The organism is Klebsiella sp. K-3 (assembly GCF_051207495.1).
GTDB lineage: Bacteria > Pseudomonadota > Gammaproteobacteria > Enterobacterales > Enterobacteriaceae > Klebsiella > Klebsiella aerogenes.
Map to the genome: position 1 here is coordinate 309,645 of NZ_JBPNXF010000001.1, position 16,191 is coordinate 325,835.

A 16,191-nucleotide genomic window follows, 5' to 3' on the forward strand; every position below is an offset into this window, starting at 1 on the left:
TAATGGAAAAATATTCAGGGATTATTATTCGTGGGCCCTTCTATGCGATGATGGCCGCGGTTGTCTTCTGTTTTTCCAGAGGTTTTTTCCTCTACTGGATGATCAAAAGGGATCCTGTAGCGACCCGCGCCAGTATCGTGACTTACTACCCTAAAACGCCAAACGATCGTGGTGAGGTGAGTATTGTATTAACGTATAGCTTTAGTGCTAAAGGTAAAATTTATAGCAAGGCCAATCAGTTTATGACTATTAATACGGTGGATCTCGATAAGGTTTACGTGGGAAAAGAGGTGCCTGTGATCTATTATCGAGCTAATCCGAAATTCAGTAAGTTAGATTATTATCATCATGAGTTAAGGCATAGATGATCATCTTTGGGGGAAAAAAATCAGAAACCAGGTAGACCCGGTTTCTGTTGTAGTATTATAGATAATACACTGCCGATGATTATTTCGCCGCCAGCTCCCGGCGAATGATTTCCGCCCCGGCGCTTAGCGCATGAAGCTTACCGCTGGCGACCTGACGCGATAACGGCGCCATGCCGCAGTTGGTTGATGGATAGAGCTTGTCGGCGTCGACGAACTGCAGGGCTTTGCGTAGCGTGCTGGCCACCTCCTCTGGCGTCTCAATGGCGTTGGTCGCCACATCGATTGCTCCGACCATCACTTTCTTGCCGCGGATGAGCTCCAGCAGGTCCATCGGTACGCGCGAGTTATGACACTCCAACGAAATAATATCGATAGAGGAGGTTTGGAGTTTCGGGAACGCCTCTTCATACTGGCGCCATTCGGAGCCGAGCGTTTTTTTCCAGTCGGTATTGGCCTTAATACCGTAGCCATAGCAGATATGCACGGCGGTTTCGCATTTCAGACCTTCAACGGCTCTTTCCAGCGCGGCGATTCCCCATTCATTGACTTCATCAAAGAAGACGTTAAATGCGGGTTCATCAAACTGAATAATATCTACCCCGGCGGCCTCTAATTCCCGGGCTTCCTGGTTGAGAATTTTGGCAAATTCCCACGCCAGTTTTTCACGGCTTTTATAGTGGTTGTCATACAGGGTATCGATCATCGTCATTGGCCCAGGCAGGGCCCATTTAATCGGTTTATTGGTGAGTTGACGCAGGTATTTTGCATCTTCCACAAACACCGGCTGCTGGCGTTCGACGGCGCTGACTACGGTCGGCACGCTGGCGTCATAGCGGTTGCGAATTCTCACCGTTTGCCGTTTCTCAAAATCGACGCCGCTGAGATGTTCAATAAAGGTGGTGACAAAGTGCTGACGCGTCTGCTCGCCATCACTAACGATATCAATGCCTGCGCGCAGCTGATCGTCCAGGGATAAACGCAGCGCATCGCGTTTGCCTAGTACTAACTCTTCATTCTGTAATTTCCACGGTGACCACAGCGTCTCGGGCTGCGCCAGCCAGGTCGGTTTCGGTAAACTGCCTGCGGTGGATGTCGGGAGCAATGTTTTCATACAGGTGACCTTTATTTTTTTATGATTTAGAGAGCGTAATGAGCTGACCATTGCTCAAGAATATGCTGGTACGGCTTAATAAACTGTTGTTCGGTAAATTTGCCCTGTTCAATCGCCAGGCGGCTGCGCTCTTCGCGGTCATAAACAATCCGGGTCAACGAATGATCCTGATTATTCAGGTTCGGCTGATAGCACTGCCCGGCCGCGGAGTTAGCGTTATAAATTTCCGGGCGATAAATCTTCTGGAAGGTCTCCATCGTGCTAATAGTGCTGGCAAGCTCAAGGTTGCTGTAATCGCTGAGCAGATCGCCCGCGCAGAAGAAGGCCAGCGGCGCTACGCTATTGGTCGGCATAAAGTAACGCACCTGCAGGCCCATCTTATTGAAATAGGCCTCGGTCAGCGCCACGCCATCCTGCTGGTACTCGACGCCGAGAATAGGGTGCTGATTGCCGGTCCGGCGGTAGGTATGCTTATTGGATACGCTCAGGCAGATGACCGGCGACTTTTTAAAACATTCATGGTATTCGGCAGAGCGTATGAAATGTTTGAAAATATTGCCATGCAGAACGCCATAATTTTCCGGCACGCTGAATGTGGCTTTATCTTTATTATATTCCGGCAGTAATACGCTAAAATCATAATCGCGCACATAAGAGGAAAAGTTATTCCCAACAATACCTTCGATTCGCGCGTTGGTGGCTTTATCAATAATATTGGTTTGCAGAATCTCAATCACCGGGAATGCCGCATTGTGGCCGTTATCGGTAATATTCATCTCGACCGAAATAATATCGAGTTCGACGGAGTAACGGTCGCCGTGCGGATTATCCCACTGCACCAGGTTATTAAAGCGATTATCAATCATCGCCAGCGTGTTGCGCAGGTTCTGCTGACGGTTTTCGCCCCGCGCCAGGTTGGCAAAATTGGTGGTAATACGCGTATTTTTCGCCGGGTTATAGTGTTCATCAAAACGACTACGTTTAATCGTAAAGGTAAAGTCTGTCATCGTCTCTTTCCACCCTGGGTTCTGATATAAAAATGCAGGTATTTCACATTCCCAGAATGACCTTGCGATTTATCTGGATTTATTATTCAGTAGCATTCATATTGTCTGCAGTTGCTGAAGACTATTTTTGCCAGAGTCATTGAATGAGTGAAAGAGAGTTAATTTCAATACTGCATGAGCCATCTTCATGATCCATCATGTGCTCTGCATAGATGTGCAAGACGGCTGAAGAAAACGCCCCGGCTTGTGCATCGTTAGCCGGGGCAAGACCGGTTTTACCAGCAGACAAACCCGCCATCGACCACCAGATCCACGCCGGTGCAGAATGAGGCGGCGTCGCTGGCGAGGAACAGCGCCGGGCCGGCCATCTCTTCTACCTTCGCCATGCGCTGCATCGGGGTCTGGCTTTCAAACTCGCGGGTCTGATGCACCATCTCCGGGCGGGTATTCATCGGCGTGGCGGTATAGCCGGGGCTGATGGCGTTGACGCGGATCCCTTTATCAACCCACTCCATGGCCAGGCTTTTCGACAGATGGATAACGCCGGCTTTCGAACAGTTGTAATGCGCCTGATCGAGGCCGCGATTCACGATAATCCCCGACATCGAGGCGATATTGATAATCGACCCGCCGCCAGACTCCTGTATTAATTCCGCTTCTGCTTTGCAGGAGTTCCATACGCCGGTGAGGTTGATATCGATAACCCGCTGCCACTGCTCGCTTTCCATCTCCAGGGCCGGATTGGCGTTGGCGATCCCGGCGGCGTTGACGGCGATATCGAGGCGGCCAAAGCGGCTTTTTGCCAGCGCAACGCCGGCGCGCAGGTCGGCAAGCTGGCGGACATCGCCGGTATAAGAACACGCCTGGCCGCCGATGGATTCAATATGGCTGACCGTTTCCGCCAGCCCGCCGTCGTCGCGAAGATCAAAACAGACCACCCGCGCGCCGGCGCTGGCGAGCGCGCAGGCGATAGTTTGGCCGATGCCGCTGCCGGCGCCGGTCACGAAAGCGACGCGCTCCTGCAGGTTAAACAGCTGTTGTGCAAAGTCTTTGCCGATCATAGTGATTACTCTCTTCAAAATAGTGTCGAACGTCGGGAGCCCGGTTTCCCGGATGGTGGCGCGTAGCGCCTTATCCGGGCTACCGCGTTCAGGACATAATCAAACCGCCATCGATATTGATGGTCTGCCCGGTGAGGTAACGTGCATCGTCGGAGGCGAGGAAGGCCACCAACCCGGCCACGTCTTCCGGCTTACCGGCACGCTTCATCGGGATCCCTTCGACCCATTCCGCCATCAGTTCGCCCTTGCCGTAGCGCTTCTGCTCGGTGCTGAGAATTTCTCCCCACACGCGATCGTTGTAATCCCACATTTCGCTTTCGATGATGCCGGGGCAGAAGGCGTTGACGGTGATGTTCCACGGCGCCAGCTCGTGCGCCAGGCTTTGGGTAATACCGATCACGCCCATTTTGCTGGCGGCGTAGTGCGGCGTGTAGATAAAGCCCTGACGCCCCTGGCCGGATGAGGTGTTAATCAGGCTGCCGTGATTCTGTTTCACCATGTATTTAGCGGCCTCGCGGCAGCACAGCCACACGCCGGTAGTATTAACCGCGAGCACTTTTTCAAAATCGGCTTTTGGCATCCGATCGTAGTAATCAATGGTGATCACCCCGGCGTTCTGAATGGAGACGTCAATGGTGCCGAAGCGCGCGGCGGCCTGCTCATACAGGGCCTGCACCTGCGCTTCGTCGGTCACATCGACCTGCAGCGATAAAATATCCGCCTGATAACGCTGACGCAGCGTTTCGGCGGTTTCGTGAACGCGCTCGGCGTTGGAGACCATCACCAGATTAGCGCCGTCGCGGGCAAAACGCTCCGCAATACCAGCACCGATGCCGCGGCAAGCGCCGGTGATAACCACCGTTTTATTATGGAAATCTCGTTGCATATTTTTTCCCTTTCGATAAGCCGGGCGCCAGGCCCGGCGGAATGCGTGAATATGGTTGCCGATTAGCTGGAGGTAGCGCCGTTCGGCGGGATCGCGGCCAGCTTCTCTTCGTGGCGGCGCATCAGGATGACTTTGTTCTGCAGCTTCTGCTGGAACTGGTCGACGACAACGGCGGTGACGATTACCAGGCCCTTAATGACCATCTGCCAGAAGTCGCTAACGCCCATCATCACCATGCCGTCGGCGAGGAAGACGATCACGAAGGCGCCGATAATCGAGCCGGTCACCCGGCCGCGGCCTCCTGCCAGCGCGGTTCCGCCGAGCACGGTGGCGCCGATGGCGTCCATCTCAAACATGTTGCCGGTCATCGGGTGGGCGGTTTGTAGCTGAGAGGCGACGATCAAGCCGACGAAGGCGGCGCACAGACCAGAGAAGGCATAGACGAAAATTTTGGCTTTGACGATCGGTACGCCGGCGAGGCGAGCGGCGGATTCGTTGCCGCCGATAGCGTAGATGTAGCGACCAAGCGGCGTTTTAGTCGTCAGCCAGTAGCCCAGTACCAGGAAGCCGATCATCAACCAGATCGGCAGATAAACCCCAAGCAGGGTACCGGAGCCCAGCGTGGCGAAACCGGTGTTGCCCAGCGCCTCCATACCGTTGAGGTTCGGGTAGGTGCTGCCGTTGTTAAACAGCAGGGCGGAGCCGCGGGCGACGTACATCATCCCTAAGGTACAGATAAACGGCGCGACGCCGAAGCGGGTAATCACCGCGCCGTTAACCAGCCCTACCAGCACGCCGAAGACCGCGACGCAAAGGATCACTTCAGGGACGTTAAAGAAGATGATGTCGCCGTTCCATAGCGGTAGCCCGTTGGTCAGTAGCGCGCCCGCGACCATCCCGCAGATACCCGCCACCGCGCCGACGGACAGGTCAATGCCGCCGGTGAGGATCACAAGCGTCATACCGATGGCCAACAGGCCGGTAATCGCCACGTGCTGGGTCATGATCAGCAGGTTAGAGGCGGTCAGGAAGTTCGGTACCATCACGCTGAAGAATGCGATCACCAGCAGCAGGGCGATGAAGGTTCTGGCCTTCAGCAGGTACATATAAATCATATATTTCTGGTTCATGATGGATTCCAGCCTGATTAATCTTGAGGTGTTGAAGCCGCGATTAACTTTTCGCGGGTCACCGCATGGCGCGGTAAATCGGCGGTAATGCGGCCATCGGCCATCACCAGGATGCGGTCGGCCAGCGCCATCACTTCATCCAGCTCCGAAGAGGAGAACATGACCGCCAGCCCCTGCTGGGCCATTTTGCCGATCAGGTGATAGACGTCGGTTTTCGCGCCGACGTCGATACCGCGCGTCGGTTCATCAAGGAACACCACCTGCGGCTGGGTCATCAGCGCCTTACCCAACACCACTTTTTGTTGGTTGCCGCCGCTCAACGAGGTGATGGGCAAATTGGCGTCGCTCACTTTGATCGCCAGTTGCTGAATCATCTCTTTTACGCAGGACTCTTCTTTCTGCGGATTCAGCCACCGCCAGGCGCGGCGAAACCCCTGCAGACTAAAATCAGAGAGCGTCATATTGGATTGAATCGACATCATCTGTACCACGCCTTCGCCCTGACGGTCTTCCGGCACCAGCGCCAGCCCCTTTTTCAGGCGGTGTTGAAAGCGCGATTTGCCGATGTTTTCGCCGTTAAGATGTACCTCGCCGCTCTGACAGGGCATCAGGCCGACCAGCCCTTTAAACAGCTCGGTGCGCCCGGCGCCAAGCAGGCCGTAAATGCCGATCACTTCGCCTTTGCTGAGGGTGAAGGTGACATCATTGAGTTTGTAGCCGCCGCTCGGATGCAGCGCGGTCAGCCCCTTGACGTCAAGCACCGCGTTGCCTTTTGGCGCGGGCTGATAATCAAAGTGCTTTTTCTTATCGCCGACCATCTGTTCGATGATCCACGGCACGCTGGCGTCGCTGACGTTGCGCTCGCTGATAAAGCGACCGTCGCGGAAAATGGTGATATTGTCGCCAATCTCCATCAGCTCTTCGAGGCGATGCGAAATATAGATAATGGTGACGCCGCGGCGCTTAAGCTGCTCGATGACCTTAAACAGCACTTTGACCTCGGACTGGCTCAGCGCCGAGGTGGGTTCATCCATAATCAGTACGCGGGTGTCTTTCGATAGCGCACGGGCGATTTCAACCAGCTGTTGATGGCCAATCCCCAGTTCGCCCAGTTGCGTGTAGGGATCGACGTCGAGCTCCAGCCGCTCCAGCAGCGATTTGGCTAACGCATATTGATATTTTTCGTTGATGCGTCCTTTCTGAAAGAATTCATTAGCCATGAATATGTTGTCCATCACATTCATATTGGGGAATAAATTCAGTTCCTGGAAAATAATGCTGATGCCGACTTTCTCTGCCTGATGGGTAGAGTTTAAAGTCACCACCTCGCCATCGAGAATAATTTGACCGGAGGAGGGCGTTTCAACGCCGGCAAGCATTTTCATCATGGTGGATTTACCCGCACCATTTTCTCCGATCAGAACGTTAACCTTATTTCGATAGACCCGGTAGTTCACGTTATCCAGCGCGGTCACGCCGGGATAAATGCGCGAAAGGCTGCGGGTTTCGATAATCACTTCAGATTCGACTGGTTGGGGAGCGACGATATCTTGCGGCGTCATATTATTGACCTCCCGGATGAACGATTTTCGCCGGCGTGATTTCTGGAATAGTTTGTGGAATATCCCAGGCCGAGAAGACGCCATACACTTCTATGTTGTCGCCGGTTTTCAGGTTGGCCGCCTGAATCATCTTGACCGCCTGACTGTTAATATTTTTGCTGTATTCGCCAAACAGCACCTGGTCGTTAAAGTCCTGGTAGCTGGCGCCGCGGTAACCGTCGCGCAGCAAGGTGCCGCGCAGGGTTGGGCCAATCTGCACCATCACATTACCGATACTGCCATCGGCGAGGGTCATCTTGCCGCTGCGCGAGGCGCTATCCAGCTTGCTGACGGCGCCCGCCACCTTAACGTAAAAGATGCACGGGTTTTCGTCCTGGGCGCGGTAGCCCAGCGCTTTGCAGGCGCTATCGATATCTTTTTGCGCCTTCAGCGCGCTCATCAACTCCGCCGCCGGGCGGGCGTTGGCGACCACCTGCGGCACGATGCTCTGCTGCCAGGTTTTATCGATGTTCGCCATATGCGGATTGGGCGGGGATTTCAGGTCTGCCAGCTCCTGCTGCGAGACGATGCGGCAGCCGCCCAGCGCCAGAACGGCCAGCGCGAGACAGGTTTTCTTGTACATAATGCTCTCCTCTGCGCCCCCACAGGGGCGCAACCACCCGAACTCAGGACTTGATGTTGAAGTCCTGAACTTTATCTGCGTTATCCTGGGTAATCAGAATGCCGCGGAACATCACGCGCTGCTTCGCCGGCTTCTCTCCTTTTTGCAGGTAGTTATCCAGATCGGTCACGCCCTGGGCGGCGATGGCCTGCGCCTGGAGCATCACGGTCGCCTGCAGTGTGCCCGCCTTCACCGCATCGCGTTCGTCGTTGCTACCGTCGATACCGACGACGATCACATCGTTACGATTGGCCGCTTTTAGCGCCGCGATGGCGCCAAGAGCCACCGGGCCGTTGCCGCAGATCACTCCTTTGACATCCGGGTGAGCCTGGAGAATGCTATCCATAATGCGTTTGCCGTCGATCAGGGTGCCTTTGGCATCCTGTTTTGCCACGCTGACCATATCCGGGTACTGGTCAATCACCTGGTGGAAGGATTTAGAACGGGTGACGCAGTTATTATCGGCGAGGTTGCAGGTCAGTTCGGCGTATTTGCCTTTTTCCGCCATTTTCTCAACAAATACGTTGGCGACTTCTGAACCCGCCTGGAAGTTATTGTGGGTAATTTGTTCCAGCGCGACATCATCAACCGGAATTTCACGGTTAATTAATACCACCGGAATACCCGCTTTTTTGGCTTTTTCAATGGCGGCGACGCTGGCGGTGGAGTCGGCGTTATCGAGAATAATTCCCTGCACCTTTTTACCAATGGCGGTATCAATCAGCTCATTTTGCTTTTTCACATCTTCGCCATGCGAGAGCACGGTCGTTTTATAGCCAAGGGCCTGCGCTTTTTCGCTGGCGCCTTTGGCTTCCGAGGCGTAATAAGGGTTATCCAGCGAGTTAACCATTATCATAATGGTGCCTTTTTCGGCGCTATGCGCGGCAAAGGAAAAGGCGGTCAGGGTCGCAGCGGTTAAAAGAGTTAAACGTAATTTCATGACTCTGTTCCTGTATTTTTATATTCGAACAAATGATCCCTGAGCGGGCAGGGTTTACGGTCTGAAATTTCCCCAGAATAAATTCGGGGGTTGCGATACATCGTTATGGGCCGGGGTTCTCCTGTAGTGGGTTAATAAGGTTCGTCGCCCAATCTGACGCCGATGGGCATCAGGCCGGCGAATCCGGTTTCCATAATGTTCTGTTTACCGCATGGCGCCACTCCTGCCAGCGCTGCTGTAGGCGCTGGTGGCGGGCCATGTCGGGTTGAAAAGCGCTGTGTTCGGTTAAGAAGGCTTGCAGGTCGGCGGTTTCACCCGGAGTGAGGGCTTTTCGCGCCAGCAACGCCGCGCCGATGGCGGACAGTTCCGGGATATCGCTGCGCATCACCGGGCAGCCGAGCAGGTCGGCCTGATATTGCATCAGCCAGTCGTTGTTGGTTGGGCCGCCGTCGACCATTAACGCCGTCAGGGTGAATTCAGCGTGCTGGCGCATCGCCGCCACCACGTCGGCGATTTGATAGGTAATGGATTCCAGCGCCGCGCGGATCAGGTGCGCGCGCTTGACGCCGCGGCTCAGACCGCAGATCACCCCGCGGGCGCTGTCGTCCCACCAGGGGGCGCCGAGCCCGGTCAGCGCCGGTACGAAGTAGACCCCTAAAGTCGAATCGACAGAGGCGGGCAGGGTATTCAGCTCGTGGGCCAGGTCGGCGGCGGAGAGTTCGCTCAGTCCGGTGCTGTCCGCCATCCATGCTACCGCATCGCCGGTATGGGGAATGTTGCCTTCCAGCCCCCACACCAGCTGGTCGCCATCGTGCCAGGCGACGGTGGTCGCCAGAGCGGCAATATCGCACTGGGCCGATTTGACCGGCGCCATCACCGAGGAGCCGGTGCCGTAGGTGGCTTTCACACAGCCAGCTTCGCCAAGCGCGTGGCCGAATAGCGCGGCGTGTGAGTCGCCGATCATCGCCATCACCGGGATACCGTCGGGGATCGCCGTTAGCCCTTTGGTGTAGCCAAACAGACCGCTCGACGGTTTAATCTCCGGCAGCGCCGCGCGCGGAATACCAAACAGCGTCAGCATCTCGTCATCCCACTCGCCGCGGTGCAGATTCAGCAATTGGGTGCGGGCGGCGTTGGAGTAATCGCAGAAGAAGGATTGTCCGCCGGTCAAATTCCACAGCAGCCAGCTGTCGATAGTGCCGAGGCAAATCTCGCCGCGTTCGGCAAGCTGATAGCCGTCGGGAGTGGCGTCCAGCAGCCAGCGCATTTTGGAGGCGGAAAACAGCGGCGCAATCGGCAGGCCGGTGGCGTGCTTAATGCGCTGTTCCTGACGATCGCGACGCAGGGTGTCGCAGAACGCGGCGCTGCGGGTGCATTGCCAGGTGATGGCGGCGTTAATCGGTTCACCGCTGGCGCGATACCAGCCGATGGCGGTTTCTCGTTGATTGCTGATAGCCAGCGCCGCGACGTTTTCCGCGCCAACGTGAGCCACCGCTTTGGCGATCACCGCCAGCGAGGCCGCCACCAGCGCCTCGCCGGATTGTTCCACCCAACCTTCGCGCGGGGTTTGGATCGCCAGCGGCTGCGAGAACTTGACGCTAACTTTGCCTTTGCCGTCCAGCACCACGGCTTTCGCGTTGGTGGTGCCTTCATCCAGCGCAATGATGAACTCTTTGGCTGTCGCCTGCATATGATGCTCTCCTCGGTCACACATTGTCCTGGAACGGCGGAGAATGGTTTATCTCCGGCCATTGCATGCGTCTATGCAGGCCATGATGTGACATATCGTTATCGCTTTTTCATCACTGAATATATATTCGATAGTGATTATTTATTTGATACCTTAAGCCACAAACCCGGTGATGGGCTACCTGAAAAATCATCAATTGTGCTGGCAATCACATTTCACAGATTGGGAATATGCCGCGAAGACGGGGAGGGGGATGGCTTAATTTATTGAATTATAATTATTTATTTTGCAATCCCTGTGGCTGAAAAAACAGCCTCAGGGATTGTCGAGGCGGGAAACTGCGGTGGGTTAGTCGCTAACCAGTAGTCTGGCGGTGGGGTAATCGGTGATTAAAACGTCGATATAGCCGCCGGTAAGCGCGCCTTTAATTGCCGCGACTTTGTCGGTGCCGCCGGCCAGCGCGACCACGTTCGGGCATTTTTTGACTTTCTCCAGCGCCATGCCGATCACTGGATCTTCATCATCACGCAACACCGGCTGGCCGTATTTGTCGTAGTAGTGCAGGCAGATATCGCCAACCGCGCCGCGCGCCGCCAGCACCTGCAGCATATCTTCGTGATAATAGTTACCCGACGTTTTCAGCAACTGGGAAGGTTCGAGAATTCCAATGCCGACAATGGCGATATCGACCTCGTCAAAGCGGGAAACCACGTCGGCGACATCTTTACTGGCCAGCAGGCGGTTGCGCTCTTCCATGGAACCTTCGATGCTCTGCGACGGCAGCAGCCAGGCATCACAGTTAAGACGCTGGGCCAGCGTCTGGGTGAGGATCGTCGCCTGCACGTTGCCGTTGGGCCCGACGCCGCCAAGCAGCTGGATGACGCCGCTGGCCTTCAGATTTTGCGCGTGGACCTCATCAACCATTGCGCGGATGGTCGAGCTCCATGAAGAGACGCCAATTAGATCTTTTGGCCGCAGGCGGGTTTCCAGGTAGTGCGCGGCGGCCGAACCTATCGCCCGCTTGATAGTATGGTCGCTGGCCTCTTCTTCGGTATCGACCACCACCGCCTGTTTAAGCCCGTAGCGATCCTCAAGCCCCTTTTCAAGATTGAGGAAAATATTCGATGGCTGCACGACGCTGATTTTCACGACGCCCTCTTTTTGGCAGCGGGTAATCGCGCGAGAGACAAATGACTGAGATAGCGAGAGAAGTTGGGCGATATCAGACTGCTTTCGTCCTTCCAGATAGTAAAGCGTGGCAATCTTCACCAATAGCCGTTGTTCATCCTGCTTAGCCATATTTATCCTCGAAAATCATTTATCGCCTTTCTTCAGGCGTTTAGCTGCAGCCATTATCGTAGTGACTTTTATCATACGCGAAAAAAAATCACACTTAAGTGTGATGGTGGTCAAATTTTTACCACTCATCAAAATCGACTATGGACAAAAACAAAACAGCCAGGTCATAATCGAATAAAGAATCATCATTGAATATATATTCAGGGTGGCTTTGAGTCAACGAGTTTATCCGGGCTTCGCCTGGAGCGGGAGGCAGAATGTTCCTGAGTACGGCGCTGTGGTGGAAGGCTAACCACCGGCATGGGGATATCTGGTTTTTTTAGTCCCTGACGGAATAAATATTCCATATTGAAAATAAATTCAGAGGTATTAAATGAATCCCTACAGATTTGATGTCCAGACGCTTGAGCGCAAAGCGCGCGCCGTGCGCCGCCACATTGTCCGCTTAAACGCCAATAGTCCGGCGGGCGGGCACACCGGGGCCGACCTGTCGCAGGTCGAGCTGTTAACCGCGCTCTACTTCCGTGTGCTCAATGCGGCGCCCGATCGTCTTGACGACCCGCAGCGCGATATCTATATCCAGTCGAAAGGCCATGCGGTGGGCTGCTACTACTGCGTACTGGCGGAAGCGGGTTTCTTCCCGATCGAATGGCTGGAGACCTACCAGCACGCGAACTCGCACCTTCCCGGCCATCCGGTGCGGCAGAAAACGCCGGGCATTGAGCTAAACACCGGCGCGCTGGGCCACGGTTTGCCCGTTGCGGTGGGGCTGGCGCTGGCCGCAAAGAAAAGCAATAGCTCCCGCCGCATCTTTTTAATCACCGGCGACGGCGAACTGGCGGAAGGCAGTAACTGGGAGGCGGCGCTGGCGGCGGCCCATTATGGTCTCGATAACCTGGTCATTATTAATGATAAGAACAATCTTCAGCTGGCTGGGCCAACCCGCGAAATTATGAATACCGATCCGCTGGCCGATAAATGGCGCGCCTTCGGCATGGAGGTCAGCGAATGCGAGGGTAACGATATGGCCTCGGTGGTCGCGGCTATCGAAGGGCTGCAGCAGAACGGTAAACCTAACGTCATTATTGCCAACACCACGAAGGGCGCGGGCATCTCCTTTATCCAGGGGCGCCCGGAGTGGCATCACCGGGTGCCGAAAGGCGAGGAAATCGCACTGGCGCTGGAGGAACTGAAAGATGAGTAATGCAGAACACCTGGCGAACGTGATGGTCGAGGCGTTTATCGCCGCGGTGGAAAAGGGCGTCGATCTGGTGCCGGTGGTCGCGGACTCCACCTCAACGGCCAAGATCGCTCCTTTTATTAAGCAGTTTCCCGGACGGCTGGTTAACGTCGGTATCGCCGAGCAGAGCATGGTCGGCACCGCCGCGGGGCTGGCGCTCGGCGGTAAAGTGGCGGTGACCTGTAACGCCGCGCCGTTCCTTGTCTCCCGCGCTAACGAGCAGATTAAAGTCGATGTCTGCTACAACAACACCAACGTCAAGCTGTTTGGCCTTAACGCCGGGGCCAGCTATGGCCCACTGGCCAGTACCCACCATGCCATAGATGATTTGGCGATAATGCGTGGTTTCGGCAATATCCAGATTTTCGCCCCCTCTACGCCGCGCGAATGTCGGCAGATTATCGACTACGCCCTGGCGTATCAGGGGCCGGTTTATATCCGCCTTGACGGCAAGGCGCTGCCGGAGTTGCATGACGAAGCGTACCGTTTTGTGCCCGGCGCGGTACTGACCCTGCGCGAAGGCGAAGCGGTGGCGCTGGTAGCGACCGGTTCAACGGTGCACGAAGCGGTGGAGGCGGCGCAGCAGCTTGCCGACCTCGGCATTGAGGCGAAAGTGGTCAGCGTGCCGTCGATTCGTCCCTGCGATACCACGGCGCTGCTGGCGGCGCTGCAGTCATGCCGTTCAGTTATTACCGTCGAAGAACATAACGTCAACGGCGGGCTGGGGAGCCTGGTCGCCGAAGTGCTGGCGGAAGCGGGCGCGGGGATTGCCTTGCAGCGTCTGGGGATCCCGGATGGCGAGTATGCGGCGGCCGCCGATCGCGGCTGGTTGCGTCAGTATCACGGTTTTGATGCGGCGTCGATTGTCGCGCGGGTACAGAAAATAGCGCAGTGTTGAAAAAAACGCCCTCCCGGCGGGGAGGGCGTCAGACACTAATATTATCAGAAGTGGGTGTTGACGCTCATATACCAGGTACGGCCGGATTCGTTATAGGTCTCCGCGCCAGCGCCGTACATACTCCCTTTGTCGCCGCCGGTCGTTTGGGCGTTACCCGCGCGCCAGTGGCGCTTGTCGAAGACGTTATCCACGCCGCCGGTCAGGCTGACGTTTTTGGTCACGTCCCAGGTCGCGCTCAGGCCGAGGATGCTATACGGGCTGACCTCGTTCTTCTCGCTGCCGGTGACCGGCTGGCCTTTGTAGTTGTACTTCTTCGGTTCCTGCTTGCCGTACCAGGTGAAGGTCGATTGCACAGAAACGTCCTGATAAACCTGCCAGCTCAGCGTCGAGTTCAGCGTGTATTCCGGAATAATCGACAGGCGATCGCCGGTCTCTTTGTTCTTACTCTGCAGCATGTAGGTGATGTTGTTGGTCCAGTTCACCGTCTCGCTGACCGGCACGTTCAACGTGCCTTCCAGCCCTTCAACTACCGCTTTCGGCACGTTTTCCCATTGGTACAGGTCGGTCCCTTTAGTATTGCGATAAACTGGGGCATATCCCGCTTCAATCTTGTTGCGGTAATCGTTACGGAACCAGGTAACCCCCGCCAGCCAGCCGTCGCGTTTGAACTCGAGGCCGATCTCTTTGTTGATGCTGGTCTCTGCTTTTAAATCGTCATTCCCTTGCAGGTAGCAGCCTGCTTGGCTGGCGTAGCAGCCCTGACCTTTACTGTAGAGAATATAGTTGGGGTTGGTCTGATACAAGCTCGGAGCTTTATAGGCGCGGGCGATACCCATTTTCAGGGTAAAGTCGTCGCCCAGACCCTGCGACAGGTTCAACGACGGGCTCCAGTTATTACCGACAATACTGTGGTGATCGAAACGCAGCGCCGGCGTCAGCATGGTGGTATCGGTCACTTCCATGTTGTTCTCGGCGAACAGGGAGAAGATTTCCGCTTTCGAATACGGGCTGCGGCCGGTGCTGTCATAGCCCGGAATTTCACCGCCAGAGAGTTCCTGGGTATTAGAGGCGTTGTCCTTCATGCGCTGCTGGTTCCATTCACTACCCAGCGTCAGGTTCTGGTTAACCCACAGGTCGAACGGAATATTGACTTCGCTGTGCAGCATCATGTCCGACAGGTCGATATCGGTAAACTGGTTGCTGCTGAAGATCCCCTCGGTGCCGCCCGCCAGACCTTCGCCTTTACGCGAGTTGCGGGTGTGTTCGTACTGCGCCCAGTTGCTGGTGGTCACGCCGTTATCCCAGCCGCCGTTCCAGGTCACGGAGTAAGTATTGCGATAGAGACGGTTGGTCTCTTTACCGTAGTTCTCTTTCACCAGATCGTTGCTGTTGGTGTTTTGCGTATCACCGGCATACAGGTTGCCCTGGCGGCTATAGCCGGCTTCAAACTCCAGCGACTGCATCGGCGCGAAATCCCAGCGCACCACGCCGTTGATGTTTTTGTTTTCTACCCCTTCACGCCCGGCGGGCAGGGTATCGGCGTAAATGCCGGTACGTTCAGACTGATGGCCCTGGTTGATATCCCAGGCATCAGCCTGGGTTTTATCGAGGTTGCCGTACATGCGGAAGCTGAAATCGCCGCCCAGCGGGCCGCTGAGGCTAAAGTCGGTACGCTTGGTCGCGCCTTCGTCTTTATGCTCCGGCATGTTCATGTAGGCGTTCCACGAACCATGCCACTGGTTGTCGAATTTTTTAGTAATGATGTTGACCACGCCGCCCGCCGCGCCGTTGCCGTAGCGCGCCGCCGCCGGGCCGCGGATAACGTCTATACGTTCGATCATTTCCGGCGGTACCCAGCTGGTATCGCCGCGGGTGTCGCGCTCGCCGCGCCAGCCGAGACGAATGGAGTTACGGCTGGTCACGGGCTTACCGTCAATCAGGATTAAGGTGTTTTCCGGGCCCATACCGCGAATATCAATCTGGCGATTGTTGCCGCGCTGGCCGCTGGTGGAGTTGCCGGTCAGGTTGACGCCCGGCATGGTACGGATGATTTCAGAGACGTCGCGCGCCGGCGGACGTTTGCGAATTTCATCGGCGGTAATGGTCGAAACGCCCGGCGCCTGCAGGTTTTGCACCTCGGCGGTGACGACCATCGTTTCTTCACCGGCGGCTTGTTTACTGTCGGTGGTTTCTTCTGCCGCGCACAGCGGGAATGCCACCCCGTAGATACCCAGATTGACCATTAAGGCCAGGGACTTAATCCTGTTATTCATTGTAAGTCAGTTCCGCTTTTCTTTGCCGCTTTCCCCAGAAGCCCCTTCCCACCGGGAGGGGAGAC

General features: G+C 55.8%; 14 protein-coding genes. 3 read left to right on the forward strand and 11 right to left on the reverse strand.

Annotation, left to right across the window (positions count from 1 at the left end):
- Positions 1 to 2: 2 nt before the first annotated feature.
- Entirely contained in the window at positions 3 to 368 is a 366-nt protein-coding gene (locus tag ACSEMK_RS01455) for a hypothetical protein (protein WP_395226572.1), read from the forward strand.
- Positions 369 to 447: 79 nt separating this feature from the next.
- On the opposite strand, the gene ACSEMK_RS01460 is transcribed toward ACSEMK_RS01455, so the two are convergent.
- The 10 genes from ACSEMK_RS01460 to ACSEMK_RS01505 all read right to left on the reverse strand — a co-directional run bounded on the left by ACSEMK_RS01460 (position 448) and on the right by ACSEMK_RS01505 (position 11,715).
- Positions 448 to 1,479 (reverse strand): methionine synthase, encoded by a 1,032-nt coding sequence (locus tag ACSEMK_RS01460; RefSeq protein ID WP_087860282.1) that lies wholly within the window; start codon positions 1,477 to 1,479, stop codon positions 448 to 450.
- Positions 1,480 to 1,505: 26 nt separating this feature from the next.
- Positions 1,506 to 2,486, reverse strand: a complete 981-nt coding sequence (locus ACSEMK_RS01465; RefSeq protein WP_430914403.1) for a DUF1852 domain-containing protein — start codon at positions 2,484 to 2,486, stop codon at positions 1,506 to 1,508.
- Between the two features lie 275 nt (positions 2,487 to 2,761).
- Positions 2,762 to 3,547, reverse strand: a complete 786-nt coding sequence (locus tag ACSEMK_RS01470; RefSeq protein ID WP_430914402.1) for an SDR family oxidoreductase — start codon at positions 3,545 to 3,547, stop codon at positions 2,762 to 2,764.
- A gap of 88 nt (positions 3,548 to 3,635) precedes the next feature.
- Positions 3,636 to 4,433: an SDR family oxidoreductase gene (locus ACSEMK_RS01475; RefSeq protein WP_087860280.1), complete on the reverse strand. Its 798-nt coding sequence runs from the start codon at positions 4,431 to 4,433 to the stop codon at positions 3,636 to 3,638.
- A gap of 62 nt (positions 4,434 to 4,495) precedes the next feature.
- Positions 4,496 to 5,563, reverse strand: a complete 1,068-nt coding sequence (locus ACSEMK_RS01480) for an ABC transporter permease (RefSeq protein ID WP_015367789.1) — start codon at positions 5,561 to 5,563, stop codon at positions 4,496 to 4,498.
- A gap of 17 nt (positions 5,564 to 5,580) precedes the next feature.
- A complete protein-coding gene (locus tag ACSEMK_RS01485) occupies positions 5,581 to 7,125 on the reverse strand; it encodes a sugar ABC transporter ATP-binding protein (RefSeq protein ID WP_430914401.1) in 1,545 nt (514 codons plus the stop codon).
- Between the two features lies 1 nt (position 7,126).
- Positions 7,127 to 7,747: a DUF2291 family protein gene (locus tag ACSEMK_RS01490; protein WP_213794458.1), complete on the reverse strand. Its 621-nt coding sequence runs from the start codon at positions 7,745 to 7,747 to the stop codon at positions 7,127 to 7,129.
- Positions 7,748 to 7,790: 43 nt separating this feature from the next.
- On the reverse strand, positions 7,791 to 8,726 hold the full coding sequence (locus ACSEMK_RS01495; RefSeq protein ID WP_015367786.1) for a D-ribose ABC transporter substrate-binding protein: 936 nt from the start codon (positions 8,724 to 8,726) through the stop codon (positions 7,791 to 7,793).
- A 169-nt stretch (positions 8,727 to 8,895) separates the two neighbouring features.
- Complete coding sequence (locus ACSEMK_RS01500) at positions 8,896 to 10,416, reverse strand: FGGY family carbohydrate kinase (RefSeq protein WP_271032744.1); 1,521 nt, start codon at positions 10,414 to 10,416, stop codon at positions 8,896 to 8,898.
- 348 nt (positions 10,417 to 10,764) lie between these two features.
- Positions 10,765 to 11,715 carry a sugar-binding transcriptional regulator gene (locus tag ACSEMK_RS01505; protein WP_087860276.1) on the reverse strand — a complete coding sequence of 317 codons (951 nt, stop codon included), beginning with the start codon at positions 11,713 to 11,715 and terminating at the stop codon, positions 10,765 to 10,767.
- 373 nt (positions 11,716 to 12,088) lie between these two features.
- Between ACSEMK_RS01505 and ACSEMK_RS01510 the strand changes: the two genes are divergently transcribed.
- Both ACSEMK_RS01510 and ACSEMK_RS01515 read left to right on the forward strand, forming a co-directional pair.
- A complete protein-coding gene (locus ACSEMK_RS01510) occupies positions 12,089 to 12,919 on the forward strand; it encodes a transketolase (RefSeq protein WP_087860274.1) in 831 nt (276 codons plus the stop codon).
- Entirely contained in the window at positions 12,912 to 13,853 is a 942-nt protein-coding gene (locus ACSEMK_RS01515) for a transketolase C-terminal domain-containing protein (protein WP_113373817.1), read from the forward strand. The genes ACSEMK_RS01510 and ACSEMK_RS01515 overlap by 8 nt, the downstream gene beginning before the upstream one ends.
- 44 nt (positions 13,854 to 13,897) lie before the next feature.
- Here the strand turns inward: ACSEMK_RS01515 and fepA are convergent, their stop codons facing one another.
- On the reverse strand, positions 13,898 to 16,126 hold the full coding sequence (fepA, locus tag ACSEMK_RS01520) for a siderophore enterobactin receptor FepA (RefSeq protein ID WP_430914400.1): 2,229 nt from the start codon (positions 16,124 to 16,126) through the stop codon (positions 13,898 to 13,900).
- Positions 16,127 to 16,191 lie beyond the last annotated feature (65 nt).

Excerpts from the sequence above, each read along its gene's own strand:
- ACSEMK_RS01465 (WP_430914403.1), bottom strand. The coding sequence starts at position 2,486 with ATGACAGACTTTACCTTTACGATTAAACGTAGTCGTTTTGATGAACAC.
- ACSEMK_RS01470 (WP_430914402.1), bottom strand. The coding sequence starts at position 3,547 with ATGATCGGCAAAGACTTTGCACAACAGCTGTTTAACCTGCAGGAGCGC.
- ACSEMK_RS01495 (WP_015367786.1), bottom strand. The coding sequence starts at position 8,726 with ATGAAATTACGTTTAACTCTTTTAACCGCTGCGACCCTGACCGCCTTT.
- ACSEMK_RS01485 (WP_430914401.1), bottom strand. The coding sequence starts at position 7,125 with ATGACGCCGCAAGATATCGTCGCTCCCCAACCAGTCGAATCTGAAGTG.
- ACSEMK_RS01510 (WP_087860274.1), top strand. The coding sequence starts at position 12,089 with ATGAATCCCTACAGATTTGATGTCCAGACGCTTGAGCGCAAAGCGCGC.
- ACSEMK_RS01500 (WP_271032744.1), bottom strand. The coding sequence starts at position 10,416 with ATGCAGGCGACAGCCAAAGAGTTCATCATTGCGCTGGATGAAGGCACC.
- ACSEMK_RS01480 (WP_015367789.1), bottom strand. The coding sequence starts at position 5,563 with ATGAACCAGAAATATATGATTTATATGTACCTGCTGAAGGCCAGAACC.
- fepA (WP_430914400.1), bottom strand. The coding sequence starts at position 16,126 with ATGAATAACAGGATTAAGTCCCTGGCCTTAATGGTCAATCTGGGTATC.
- ACSEMK_RS01475 (WP_087860280.1), bottom strand. The coding sequence starts at position 4,433 with ATGCAACGAGATTTCCATAATAAAACGGTGGTTATCACCGGCGCTTGC.
- ACSEMK_RS01455 (WP_395226572.1), top strand. The coding sequence starts at position 3 with ATGGAAAAATATTCAGGGATTATTATTCGTGGGCCCTTCTATGCGATG.
- ACSEMK_RS01490 (WP_213794458.1), bottom strand. The coding sequence starts at position 7,747 with ATGTACAAGAAAACCTGTCTCGCGCTGGCCGTTCTGGCGCTGGGCGGC.
- ACSEMK_RS01505 (WP_087860276.1), bottom strand. The coding sequence starts at position 11,715 with ATGGCTAAGCAGGATGAACAACGGCTATTGGTGAAGATTGCCACGCTT.
- ACSEMK_RS01460 (WP_087860282.1), bottom strand. The coding sequence starts at position 1,479 with ATGAAAACATTGCTCCCGACATCCACCGCAGGCAGTTTACCGAAACCG.
- ACSEMK_RS01515 (WP_113373817.1), top strand. The coding sequence starts at position 12,912 with ATGAGTAATGCAGAACACCTGGCGAACGTGATGGTCGAGGCGTTTATC.